Genomic DNA, 12748 nt, shown 5'->3' on the forward strand with positions numbered 1-12748 from the left:
TTGAATAGAAGAGGGGTGCTACATATGACAACATTTAATGAGAAATTAGAAAAGTATGCAGAATTGATCGTCAAGGTTGGGGTAAACGTTCAACCCAACCAAAAAGTAGTCGTAAACAGTTCGATTGAAAGCGCGCCACTAAGCCGATTAATCACGAAAAAGGCTTATGAGGTCGGTGCTAGTGATGTTATTATTAACTGGGCAGATGAGGAAGTCACATTACTTCGCTATCAACATTCACCAGTTGAAATTTTTGAGAAAGCCGCGCTTCATCGTGCTGCTGAACGTATCGAATTAGCCCATGAAAACGCAGTGTTTATCTCGATTGTTTCTGAAAATCCAGATTTACTTAAAGGTGTAGACAGCAAGAAAATCGCGGCAAATCAAAAAGCAATGGGTCAAGCACTGGAAGAATTCCGTCAAATGATTCAGTCCAACGCGATCAGCTGGACGGTCGTTGGTGCCGCTTCAGAAGGTTGGGCTGCTAAAGTATTCCCTGACCTACCGCATGCCGATCAAGTTCCTGCACTTTGGGAAACGATATTCGAAACGACTCGTATTAATACCGTAGATCCAATTCAAACATGGAAAAACCATGATGACACACTGAATAGCAAAGCGGATTATTTAAATAAGCAACAATATAAAGCGTTGCATTATACAGCGCCTGGAACTGATTTAACGATCGGCCTTCCGCAAGACCATGTCTGGGTTGGCGCGGGGAGCTATAACAAACAAGGCAAAGAATTCATGGCGAATATGCCGACAGAAGAAGTTTTCTCATGCGCTGAAAAAAATAGCGTAAACGGCTATGTATCTAGTACAAAACCGCTGAGCTATGCTGGAAATATCATCGATAACTTCAAAATCACATTCCAAGATGGTCGTATTGTCGATGTCGTTGCAGAGCAGGGCGAGGCCATTCTAAAAGATTTAGTGGCCACCGATGAAGGTTCACATTACCTTGGCGAAGTAGCATTAGTACCTGATCCGTCCCCTATTTCTCAATCAGGAATTTTATTTTACAACACCCTGTTTGACGAAAATGCATCGAATCATTTAGCGATCGGTAGCGCCTATGCGTTTAACATCAAAGGTGGCGAAAGTATGAGCCGCGAAGAATTAGAAAAAGCTGGCGTCAATTCCAGCATGACACACGTTGATTTCATGATCGGTTCCGACAAAATGAACATCGACGGAATCACAACAACTGGTGAAAAAGTTCCCGTTTTCCGCAACGGCGACTGGGCATTCTAATTCCCGCTTCAACTTTACTAATTATACAATAGCCGTGCCCATGGAATCGTTGTTTCATGGGCATTTCTTAAATCTATAGCTCTTTTAAAGAAGGTGTTTTTCCTATGAAATTTAAAACGTGGGATATCAACCTCAAGGTGCGATTATTCGGGGAGGCTTTGCTCGATATTTCATTTTGGGCGGTATTTCCTTTTTTAACAATTTATTTCTCAGATTCGATTGGTAGGCAAACCACGAGTCTGTTGCTTATATTGTCGCAAGCTTTGTCTGTTATAACGGCTCTGCTTGGTGGTTACTTCGCTGATACATACGGGCGTAAACGAATGATGAGTATATCGGTAATCGGAGAAGGCGCTGGCTTTCTGATTTTTGCGATTGCTGCGACAACTATGTTTTATTCTCCTTATGTGGCGTTTTTCGGATTTATGGTCGCAAGTATTTTCATGTCCTTTTACCAACCGGCAAGTCAAGCAATGATTGCGGACGTGGTGAAGCCAGAACATCGTAGTCACGTCTATTCGATCTTTTACATGATGATCAATATTGCCGTCGTAATTGGGCCGATTATTGGAGCGCTAGTATTCAATAATTATACATCGCAAACCTTAATCGCGATCGTTCTAGCCGACCTCTTGCTTCTAATTCTATTGACAAAATTCGGGCATGAAACGGCGCCTATGGCTCTTAACCCTGAGTTACGCAAAGCACAGCGCGAGAAAAAAGTCAGTACTGTCCTCATGGAGCAACTGCGCAATTATAAACTTATTTTTACCGATAAAGTCTTCTTCTTGTATATTATTGCAGGTGTTATTATTTCCCAATCCTTCATGCAACTGGATCTTTTGTTCCCGTTATATATTACAGAAGTGATCGGAAATGCGTCCATTTTCTCGCTACAACTTACAGGAGAACAACTTTTCGGCTTAATTGTTTCCATCAATGGCTTCTGCGTTGCCTTATTGACCGTATTCTTCACTCGAATGATGAGTCGCTACCGTGAAAAACTGGTTTTCATGAATTCCTCTTTCTTATACGGAATCGCGATTATCTTATTCGGTATCACTACTGGACCGTGGGGCGCCATTTTAGCCATTATTTTATTCAGTTTTGCAGAATTAATGACTGTGGGAATCCAACAAAATTTTGTTGCTAAAATTGCGCCAGATGATAAGCGTGCGATGTATTTCTCTGCAGCTGGTCTTCGTTATACATTCGGAAAAGTCATTGCCCCACTCGCGATTACACTATCCACACTCGTTGGCTATTTTGCAACATTTGCAACGATTGCCGTACTCGCTGTTATCAGTGGTTTTATTTATTTTTACATGTATAGCCTATACGAAAAGCAAGATCGCGCACAATAAATCAAAAAAGTTATGCCTCTGACGCATAACTTTTTTTGATTTTATGTTTATATTTATCATTTTAAGGCAATTATGACAATAAGAATCTGTTTTTAAAATTTGAAAGGAAAGTAAGGTGTGTGCTTATGTTTAGTCATTCTTCGATTGGAATCGATCTAGGGACAGCGAACATTGTTGTTTACAATGAATTGCGAGGAATCATGTTTAATGAACCCGCCGTTGTTGTGTTAGACGCAAAAACAAATGAAGTCTATACAGTTGGTACCGAGGCAAAACAAATGTACGGAAAAACACCTACAACTTTAACTGCTATCAAACCATTAAAAGACGGTGTCATCGCTGACTTTGATAATACAGTGAGATTGCTAGAAAGCATTCTAGATCGTGTTACAAACATAACAAATGTACCTATTCGTAAAACGGCGGCGAGTGTGAACGTTCCCGCAGGCGCTACAATCGTGGAACGCAATATTATCCGCGACGCTATCCTCGCAACTGGAATAAAAATTGTGACGATTGTGGAAGCTCCTGTTGCTGCTGCGATTGGTGCGGGCTTGCCCATCAATGAACCGATCTCCAATATGATCGTAAACATCGGAGCTGGAGCAACAGAAATCTCGATCGTTTCTTATCGCGGCGTGCTCGCCAATATGTCTGTCCGCTCTGCTGGTAACTCACTCGATGCTGAAATTATTCAATATTTACGCGAATCACATAATCTGTTGATTGGCAACCTCACCGCTGAAAAAATTAAGATCGAACTCGGCTTTGCACCAGTGCCACATGTGCTCAAAAACATGGAAGTACGCGGTCGTTCTCTATTAACTGGCCTACCCGAAATCACGAAAATATCTTCCATTGAAATTCAGCCATTATTTACAGAGTTTTTAGCAAAAATCGTGAAAACTATCCATGCGATGGTGGAACAATCCCCTGCCGAACTCAGTGGCGATATTATGGATCAAGGTATTATTTTGACAGGTGGCGGTTCTTTATTAAACGGCTTCAAGGAATGGCTCACAAATCAAGTCGACTTTCCAGTAATTATGGATCCGAACCCCTTTGAGTCAATAGCCATTGGCACTGGAAAAATTCATTTGTATAGCCAACGCGCGATTTCTGGTGACCTTGAGCTTACAACACCACGCCTGAACTTACCATTTTTCTCTTGAGTAAAATTCTGGAGTTGTATTAAGTTCATTGCACATTATTTACGAGTTTATGGCTGAATCCTATTCCCACGCGATTCCTATATTACCTTTTTATATCATTATCTTTATACACTTCGCTTATATCCAAAACTACTTTATACTAGAAACTGTGCCGATAAAAAGCATGAAAAAGGAAATATGGAGGGTAAAAAAATGTTTGGAAATACTACTATTGGTATCGATTTAGGTACTGCGAACATCCTTGTGTATAGCAAATCTAAAGGAATCATTTTGAGCGAACCTTCTGTAGTTGCCATGGATGTTGACACCAAGTCCGTGCTTGCCATTGGCCACGAAGCAAAAGAAATGATCGGGAAAACACCTACGAATATTATTGCGGTTCGACCGCTTAAAGATGGTGTCATTGCTGATTTTGATGTCACAGCTGGTCTATTGCGCGAAATTATGCGTCGTATCACTACCGCTGTTGGAAATTCGGTTAAAAGACCTGACGTTGTCGTATGCGCACCTACAGGAGCAACTTCCGTAGAACGCCGCGCCATTATAGATGCGGTAAAAATGATGGGCGCAAAATCTGTTTCCCTAATTGAAGAACCTGTCGCAGCAGCTATCGGTGCGGATTTGCCTGTCGATGAACCAATTGCAAATGTAATTGTCGATATCGGCGGTGGGACCAGTGAAATCGCCATCATCTCTTACGGAGGCATCGTATCCAGCACATCTGTTAGAACTGGTGGCGATCATATCGATGAAGAAATCATTCAACATATTCGTAAAAATTACAATCTTCTCGTCGGTGAAGCAACTGCCGAACGTATTAAAATGGAGCTTGGCTATGCGCCAATTCCACATACAGAACAAACAATGGACGTGCGTGGTCGTGATCTTTTGACTGGCCTACCAAAAACACTCACCATCACATCCACTGAAATCCAAAAAGCATTAGAAGAAACATTAAATCGGATTTTAGAAGCTATACGAATGACACTCGAGCAATGCCCTGCGGAACTAAGTGGCGATATCGTAGATCGTGGTATCGTTTTAACTGGTGGCGGTTCCCTCTTACACGGTTTCCAAGAATGGCTCGTCAAACAAATAGACGTCCCTGTACATATGGCACCGAGTCCGCTAGAATCCGTCGCAATTGGAACAGGGCTATCTCTTGAGTACATTGATAAGCTATCCAAAAAAATAAATTGAAAGCACAAAAAAACTAGGTTTCCGCAGATTCCTAGTTTTTTTGTGCTTATTTTAATTCCATGCTGTAGAGAAGTTGCCCCTTCTCATCTTGAATCGTGACAGAAGCAATGTCCTCCATCTTCATATCGGTTTTCTTCGTGAGTTGAATAAGCGCATTCTTATCGTTATACCCTGTGTGCAAGGATTGCTTGTATTCCTTCCCATCTGTAGATTTTAGAACAACTGATGCCCCACTTCTGATAATTGTTTCAATCTCTGCGACAATACCAATATATTGGCTCTTATCTCCTTGGAGTTGAAGTAGTAGCACCTCATTATCTTGTTGCGGATTGGTGTTCTTATCTGTTTCTTTAACTGCCAATTTATTATCAGGATAGGTGAATTCAGCTAGGCGGTATTTACCTTGCTCATCGCGTAAAATAGCGGAGTAACCGCCTTTTTTCTGTGTTGCGCTACTCACTACTTTCCATTTCTTATCGGCAATATATTTATTCACTGCTGGAAAGAAGTTATTTGCTTTCGCGCGTTCAGAGCTCGCTTGGGCTTTTATTTTTTCAGATAGTAAGCCATTTTTATAAATCGATTTGCCGTCTTTACTCTGTAGCTGGATGCTTTTTAGCCCTTTGGCAGTTGTCGGGTCAAGCGATGGTATTTCAACAATGGCTACTGTTTTGCCATTCTCCGTTTTACTTTTATTGGATAAAGAGACACTGATAGCCTCGTCTGCTTCTTTATTATTGTCCTCCAAAATAAGATCCGTGACTTCGCTTGCGAGTGTTTTATCATTAATCTCGACCATTGCAATCAAGCCATTTAAGCCATTCATTAGGTTAATTTTGACCTTATTATCTTTCTTTTTTAGCGCGGAGTCCAACTGTATATTCGAAACATCTTTTCCATTCGTATCTTTATAGTACTCAAGCACCCCTGTTGTGTCCTCATTATCCTTCACGTAAGCTAAATTATAGTCTTTTAGATCTGTCTTGACGTTCTGGATAACAGTTAATGAATTATCGCTGAGAACTTTGTCTATGCCTTCTTTACCACATGCTGTTAAACCAATTAGAAATAATATTCCTGCCAATACTGTTATAAATTTCTTCAATCCATTCCTTCCTCTCTTCTGATTTTTGCAAACAGATTGCTCCCCGCCTCTGTTTTATGTTAGAATGATAAAGCTGATATAAATCATGTCCTGATAGCTCAGTAGGATAGAGCGACAGCCTCCTAAGCTGTAGGTCGTGGGTTCGATTCCCTCTCAGGACATTCTTTAAAAATAGAAACTTGTATCATCCGAAACATCTATAATTGATAACAATCTTACTATATTTGATACGAAAGTACAATGAATAACTACCCTCTTCTTATGTACTATTTCATTATAGCTTTTTTTGTGTCAAAAATAAAGCCTAAATCGTCTTTTTTTACTATAATGTTACGAAATGATTTCTTTACTATTACTTTCATCGTTTTTTAATGCCGAAAAGGATCTGGTTTTGATGCCAGATCCTTTTTTATGCGTGTATTAGTGAATTAATTTGCTTTTTTTAGCTTTAGCTGATAGTCCTGGGATGATTTTTTCTAATGGCTTTTTGAGTAGTAGTCCTAGAAGGATGAAAATAATGCCGAAAACGGTGAGAAGGATAATATCATGGATAGCATTTGGCCAGTAGATGCCGCCGACGCTTTCGCGAATCAGCCCAACCGCGTATGTGAATGGTAAGAATGGGTAGATTGCTTGGAAAAACGGTGGCGATACTTGAATTGGGAAATTCCCACCAGCTCCTGAGATTTGTAGAACGAGTAGGATGATCGCAATGCCTTTTCCGACGTTGTTGAATAAAGATACAAGTGTGTAAACGATAATCATGAAAATAACGCTGATAAACATGCTGAAAAGGACATGGTAGATTGGACTTGCAATCGATACGCCGAGTAAGAAAATATTCCCGAGTGTGACAATAAGCGCCTGAGCTAAGCCAATCGATAAAAAGGTCAGCAGTCTACCAAAATAAACGTGGTGGTGATTAAAGATACCTCGTGGTACCTCAACGTCTACTCGTAGTAGCGAAATGAGTAGCAAGGCTCCTACCCACAAACATAGCGCCGTGTAAAACGGAGAACTCGCAGATCCGTAGTTTGGGATCGGATAGTCCTTCGTCTCTTTTAGCTGGATAGGATGGGCGATAAAGTCACTATCTTTGGCAACATCATTTCTAAGAAAGGCAATGATTTGCTTCATATCATAGTTTTGATCGAATTCCGTAATCTTTGATGCCGCTTTATTGATTGCTTCCTCGAATTGTGGCAGTTCCTCTCTCGACAGGTTTGCCGCGGTTTTGACTGCTTTTTCAAATTCAGGAAATTTTTTCTGGATTAGTTGAGCTGCGTTGGCTATTTCTGATTCTAAGGTCGGCAAATCTTCACGTATAAAATCGCCAGCTTTATGAATTTTCGCTTTGACATCTGGATAATCAGATTTATAAAAGTCCGCAGCAGTATTGATACCAGCAATGACTGTGTCTAACTTCGTATTGATAAACGCAGTCGCATCAGTTAACGTTTGTCGCAACTCTGGTAGCCGTTTTTGGAATTCTCGAAGGTACCTTTGGCTTGTTGTGAGTGTTTGATTCGCATTTTGAAGAATGGCTGTAATATCTGGAAGCTTATTTTTAGCGCCGCTCAGTAGAGTACTGCTTTTAGCGAGATCTGACCTTATTTCTTTCAGCGCGGCGTTAATTGCCGGCACAATCTTCGAGTCGTATGCGTCAATCACTGCCGTTAAATCATCACGCACTTTTTTTGATTCAGCGTTTAACTTGTCGAGTAGCGCTTGGCTTGGTTCTTTGCCCTCTTCGATGATTTGTTGTATTTGCGCAAGCGTTTGTTGTTGTGCTCTCAAATCTTGTTGCATTGCTTTCAGATCGTCGATAAAGCCTGTTAGCGGCTTGTTTGGAAGTGTTTCATTTAAGGATGTCAGCAATTCAATTTGTTTGGTCAGCATGCTATTTGCGCTTGTCAGCTGATGGTTTATTTGATCAATGACATCCCCAACTTTATCTGGGTCAATACTCCCGTTTTTGAGCTGTTCGGTCAGTTCATAGACATTGTTCGTGACTTGTTGTAACAAAATCAGGTTTTGCTTGATAGCTGGTGCCACCGTTTGAAAAGACTTGTCTACCTGTTTAGTGAAATCTGCGACTTTATCAGCATATTTCGAGCCGTCATCCGCAATTTCTTTCACAGTTGGTAGTGCTTTTTCAGCCTCTGCAATAATACCGAGCGCCTTTGTCGATTCTGCCAATGCATCACCCACCGTTTTTTGGATCGTTCCAAAGTTTTCATCGACTGTTTTCACATCTGCGGCGATTTGCTCTATTTCAGGGATTTTTTGTTGAAGTACTAAGATGTCTTCTCCTAGTTTATCGAGTTGTGGCAATTGCGATTCGATTCGGAGCAAGTCACCTGCCGCCGCGTTAATTTGTGGCATATTCTTGTTTAGTTCGCTTACTTGGTTCGCCTTTTCACGCAGATCTGGTAATTTCCTTTCCAAAATAACAGCTTGCTTGCCCATTTCTTTAATCTGTGGCATGCTCTGTTTCACTTGGAAAACTTTATCTTTCATATGGCGCAAAGTTGGAAGTTCCTTTTCAAGATCAATCCCAGCTTGGTTGAGCTCAGAAAGCACCGAACTACTGACCTTATCAACAAACTCCGAGCTGATTTGATCAACAATTGTGGACGCGCCTTTATCGGTAATTTTCGGTGCAATCGCGTTGATTTTCTCATTGACAGTGTAATTAATCGTTGGCTTCGTTGGGTCCCCACCGACAACTGAGACAATATCTTTAGAAAAATCAGCAGGAATAAAAATAGCAGCATAGTAATCGCCTTTTTTCACACCTTCTTTTGCATCATCCTCGTTTGTGAACGTCCAGCCAAGCGAATCATTTTTCTTTAGCTGATCTTTCAGTTGCGTACCAACATTGATTTTTTGTGGTTTTTTGCCGGGTACTGTAATTTCGGAGCCCTTATCTTGAATGACGACCGCCACTTTAATGCCTGATGTGTTAGAATATGGATCCCAAAGCGCTTCGATGTTGAACCACGCGTATAGAGATGGCAAAATGACTAGCGCGAGCACTAGCATCAAAGCAATTGGCGCTTTAAAAAGTCTACGCCAATCGAGTATAAAAATACCCCAAATTTTCTTCATTCTTCACACCCCTTATGTATTTCCTCACGTTCGATTATACAGGCTGAGGAAAGCCACTGCAAACGAGAAGAAAAACACACCTGGTATAAAAAAATACAAGCCAAGACACTTTTACAGCGCCTGGCTTGTATTTATTGGTATTTATTTATCTTCTTTTAAACGGAAATGTTGCCACGGTTGGATGGTTTTTAGTAAGTAGCGCTCTTCTGGAATCACTCGGCCAACGATATTCGTGTTTCCTGAGTTCTCCATTTCGCGTAGTGCTACTTGCATTTCGCCTTTATAACGCTCGTAACCGTTGTTGTCGATTGTCACATCGCCAAGTTCGATTGTGTCTGTATCATGTGCTGGAAAATCATGTTGTTTGAAGTTGACACGCGTCATTGTGGAACGTAAAACATATTCGGATGCGTCACCGCGGTTGAAGTGTTTTTGTGTCGTTACGATTTCTTTTTCCACAGCTGTTGCGCCATCAAGGAATGTCACAGCAAGCTCTAATTCGTTACGATTTAGTTCACCCAATGCTTTTAATTCTTCTTCTGACGCATACATATTACCAATGATAACGTCGTCGATCAACCCTGTATTCCAAAGGTCTTTCGCTTGCACAGTGATTGGCATACCGCGATGTTCTTCGAGCGTTGGAAGACCACCATCTACTACAAACCATGGGCCGAATTTACCAACATTAGAAGAAACGAAAGCCGCTGTACGCAAATTATATTTTTTAAATTGCTCGCTTGTACGAAGGAAATGTTCGCGAGAAAGCGCTGTATAACGACGTGGATAGAAGTTATGGCACCCGATGATATTAGACACATTCGCCTGATAAGAAAGGATATTATCCACATATTTCGTTCCGTTCGAGATGTTTAGTTCAATTTGCAAATCATTATCATCAAAAGACATTGCGGCCTCTTCAGAACCAGAAAATCCTAAATCTAAACGCAGACCGGACAAGCCCAACTCTTTAAAACGACCTAAGTCTTGATATGTCAAATTAAGTGAAGCGAAAACTCCAGGATCAACGTCGGCAATAACTTCATAACCTAATTTGTTCGCTGTTTGGCAAATCGTTTCTAGTTTCGCGAACTCAGCCTCGTCATTAGCGGAGATCAAACACGTGAAAATACGGCTAAAACCATATTTGGCGGCTGTCTCGATGTAGTTTAAAGAATCCTCCAGTGGTGCGTGTTGTGGAAATACTGAAATACCTAATTTTCTCATAATAAGTAAACTTCCTCTCTAAATGTATTTAAAACAGGGGCGAGGAAAATTCCTCACCCCTGTTTTGATACTTATTTAACGCGGTATAATTCTACAATTTCGATCGCTAAATCTTTAAACGTAATAGCGTTCATCAAGTGATCTTGTGCGTGAACTAGAAGTAATGATACTTCTGTTTTCTCACCACGAGCTTCGCCTTGAATTAGTTTTGTTTGTGAATGATGCGCTTCAAGTAAAGATTGTTCTGCTTTTTGGATTTGTTCATCCGCTAAAGCAAAGTCACCTTTTTTGGCTGCGTCGATCGCTAGCATTGCATCACTTTTCGCGTTGCCACCAAACATGATTAGATTCATAATTGTTAGTTCTAATTCTTCCATTTAGTTCCACATCCTCGAGTATTATTATTGATCTTCTAAGAAATGTTACTTTCTTCATGCATTTATCGAAGTGTCTTGTTCGGTGTCTAGCTTCCTAACGCCAGCTTCTCGGAAATTTCGTGACCTCCGCAAAAGCCAAAGGAAGGCTTTTTCTGCGCCCTCTAACAATTTCTGTCGAAGCTAACGGGCGTTGTCAGCACTTCATATTAAAAGTTGTCTTTTGTTTCTTCTCCGGCCGCTGCTGCTTTTTCGCGACGGATTTCTTGGATTTCTGCTACTTTAATGAATGGTGCATAAATTAGTACGGCAACGGCGATATTGACCGCGGCTAGTACCCCACCTGTCCAGCTTTGTGTTGCTAATACCCCGCCAATGATCGGCGGTGTAGTCCATGGTGTTACGATTGTTGCTGCTGGAACCAAGCCTAGTGATGTTGCAAAATAAGCGATTGTAACCAGCACTAGTGGAGCCAAAATGTAAGGTACGAATAGGATTGGATTTAACACAATCGGTAGACCAAACATTAATGGTTCGTTGATGTTGAATAGTCCAGGAGCTGAGGCTAGTCCTGATACTGTCACGTATTGTTTATGTCGGCGGCCGAATAGGAATACCGAAATAATAATCGCGATTGTTGCACCAGTTCCGCCTAAGTTGACGAAAGAGTCAAAGAAAGGTTTGTTAACGATATAAGGAGCGTCTAGTCCTAATTTTAATGCTTCAACGTTTTTAGCGATTGCATCCACGTTGATCGTTTGCATGAATGGCTCGATAATATTCGCACCGTGAAGTCCGAAGAACCATAGGAATGAAGAAATGAAAGCAAGTAACAATGCTGCTGGTAAAGTATTAGCAAGACCCATGAATGGTTCTTGAATTAGTTTGTAGAACTCGCCAACGATATCTTTTACACCAAGTCCGAAAAGGATCGTTGTAAACATCGCGAAAATACTCACTGTGATCATCGCTGGGAAAAGTGCTGCGAAAGATCTAGATACTGCAGGCGGAACACCGTCTGGCATTTTGATGATAAGTTTTTGATTGCCACTTAAACGTGTGAATAATTCTGTTGAAATAAGTGCAACAAGTAGTGCTAAAAATAGTCCTGATGAGCTAAGCCCAGTCAAACCACCAATGGCAAAGAAAGAAGAAACAGATACAACACCGCTTGATAAAGCATCTTTATCATACGATTTCGCTAAATTGTACGCTACGGTAAAAGCAGTTAAAAGTGCTAGAATCGCGAAAGTACCGTTCCAAATATTTCCCCCAAAAGATTTCCAAAGTGCTTCCCCGAATAAATTATTCATAAAGTCTTGGTAAGCTTGGATTGGTAAGTTGTTGATCAATGTCCCTAATGACCCCAAGATCATTAATGGCATAGTTGAGATGAAACCATCACGGATAGCGACTAAGTGGCGCTGCCCTCCAACTTTGGCTGCATACGGAATAAAATATTTTTCCATAAATGCGATAAAACCATTCATTTGTAATTCCCCCAATAATTTTTAATTTGGATGAGACAATCGTCCCCTCCTATATTTAAGCAGTCACGATGTACCGCTTATTCCCCAAGTAATTGTAAAGCTTGATCTAATACTTTGCCACCGTTCATCATACCATAATCAATACTGTTGATGACTGCAACTGGTTTTCCAAACGGCTCTAGTTTTTTCTTGAACTTGCTTTCTAAAAACCTCACTTGTGGCCCAAGTAATAAGACGTCGATCTTGTCAATATTATCTGGCGCCTCCGCTTCAGATACTGCAAAAATCGTAGCTTCGAGATTCCTATCCTCGGCCGCCTTCTCCATTTTTGTGACGAGTAAACTGGTTGACATTCCCGCGGAACAAACTAACATGATTGTTTTCACTTCGATTCATCCTCCCTAAACGCTATTTCTTAAACCTCACTATCTATAAATGCAAGTTCCGT

10 protein-coding genes and 1 tRNA gene are annotated in these 12748 nt (G+C 40.9%); 5 read left to right on the forward strand and 6 right to left on the reverse strand.

Translation table 11 applies throughout. The features are described 5' to 3' along the window. Positions 1-24 precede the first annotated feature (24 nt). The 4 genes from HCJ54_RS12645 (at position 25) to mreBH (ending at position 4993) form a co-directional block, all read left to right on the forward strand. Positions 25-1257 carry an aminopeptidase gene (locus tag HCJ54_RS12645; RefSeq protein ID WP_187137900.1) on the forward strand — a complete coding sequence of 411 codons (1233 nt, stop codon included), beginning with the start codon at positions 25-27 and terminating at the stop codon, positions 1255-1257. 104 nt (positions 1258-1361) lie between these two features. After that, positions 1362-2621: an MDR family MFS transporter gene (locus HCJ54_RS12650; RefSeq protein WP_187137901.1), complete on the forward strand. Its 1260-nt coding sequence runs from the start codon at positions 1362-1364 to the stop codon at positions 2619-2621. Positions 2622-2746: 125 nt separating this feature from the next. Next, positions 2747-3793: a rod shape-determining protein gene (gene mreB / locus HCJ54_RS12655; protein WP_187137902.1), complete on the forward strand. Its 1047-nt coding sequence runs from the start codon at positions 2747-2749 to the stop codon at positions 3791-3793. A gap of 192 nt (positions 3794-3985) precedes the next feature. After that, positions 3986-4993: a rod-share determining protein MreBH gene (gene mreBH, locus HCJ54_RS12660; protein WP_187137903.1), complete on the forward strand. Its 1008-nt coding sequence runs from the start codon at positions 3986-3988 to the stop codon at positions 4991-4993. 46 nt (positions 4994-5039) lie between these two features. Here mreBH and HCJ54_RS12665 read toward each other — a convergent pair whose 3' ends face one another. Next, positions 5040-6098 (reverse strand): hypothetical protein, encoded by a 1059-nt coding sequence (locus HCJ54_RS12665; protein ID WP_187137904.1) that lies wholly within the window; start codon positions 6096-6098, stop codon positions 5040-5042. Positions 6099-6185: 87 nt separating this feature from the next. On the opposite strand from HCJ54_RS12665, the gene HCJ54_RS12670 reads away from it, so the two are divergent. Beyond that, positions 6186-6259 (forward strand) — tRNA-Arg (locus HCJ54_RS12670). Between the two features lie 259 nt (positions 6260-6518). On the opposite strand, the gene HCJ54_RS12675 is transcribed toward HCJ54_RS12670, so the two are convergent. The 5 genes from HCJ54_RS12675 to HCJ54_RS12695 form a co-directional block, all read right to left on the reverse strand. After that, positions 6519-9209, reverse strand: a complete 2691-nt coding sequence (locus HCJ54_RS12675; protein WP_187137905.1) for a YhgE/Pip domain-containing protein — start codon at positions 9207-9209, stop codon at positions 6519-6521. A gap of 141 nt (positions 9210-9350) precedes the next feature. Then, on the reverse strand, positions 9351-10436 hold the full coding sequence (locus HCJ54_RS12680) for a DUF871 domain-containing protein (RefSeq protein ID WP_185411125.1): 1086 nt from the start codon (positions 10434-10436) through the stop codon (positions 9351-9353). 71 nt (positions 10437-10507) lie between these two features. Beyond that, positions 10508-10813 (reverse strand): PTS sugar transporter subunit IIA, encoded by a 306-nt coding sequence (locus HCJ54_RS12685; protein WP_036067278.1) that lies wholly within the window; start codon positions 10811-10813, stop codon positions 10508-10510. Between the two features lie 206 nt (positions 10814-11019). Beyond that, positions 11020-12300, reverse strand: a complete 1281-nt coding sequence (locus tag HCJ54_RS12690; RefSeq protein ID WP_187137906.1) for a PTS sugar transporter subunit IIC — start codon at positions 12298-12300, stop codon at positions 11020-11022. 77 nt (positions 12301-12377) lie between these two features. Continuing rightward, positions 12378-12686, reverse strand: coding sequence for a PTS sugar transporter subunit IIB (locus HCJ54_RS12695; protein ID WP_077914631.1), 309 nt, complete (start codon positions 12684-12686; stop codon positions 12378-12380). Between the last annotated feature and the right edge of the window lie 62 nt (positions 12687-12748).

This window comes from Listeria grandensis (genome assembly GCF_014322885.1).
Taxonomy (GTDB): Bacteria; Bacillota; Bacilli; order Lactobacillales; family Listeriaceae; genus Listeria_A; species Listeria_A grandensis.